1 protein-coding gene is annotated in these 223 nt (G+C 64.1%); it reads left to right on the plus strand.

The window, feature by feature from the left end:
* A partial coding sequence (locus E4K09_RS22015) for a helicase-related protein (RefSeq protein ID WP_134499846.1) occupies positions 1–223 on the plus strand: 223 nt, incomplete at both ends.

Below are 223 nucleotides of genomic sequence, written 5' to 3' on the forward strand. Positions count from 1 at the left end.
TGAGCGGCATTGCCCGCGAGCACACGGCGTCTATCGGCACGGAGCGCCGTGAGCGGATCGAGGAGCTATTTCGGGAAGGGAAGGTCAATCTCTTGAGTTGCACGACGACCATGGAGATGGGCGTCGATCTTGGTGATCTTGAGGCCGTGCTCTGCCGCAACGTGCCGCCCGGAATTGCGAATTACCAGCAGCGAGCCGGCCGCGCAGGACGCCGGGCTCAGGC

The organism is Microvirga pakistanensis (assembly GCF_004458765.1).
GTDB classification, from domain to species: domain Bacteria; phylum Pseudomonadota; class Alphaproteobacteria; order Rhizobiales; family Beijerinckiaceae; genus Microvirga; species Microvirga pakistanensis.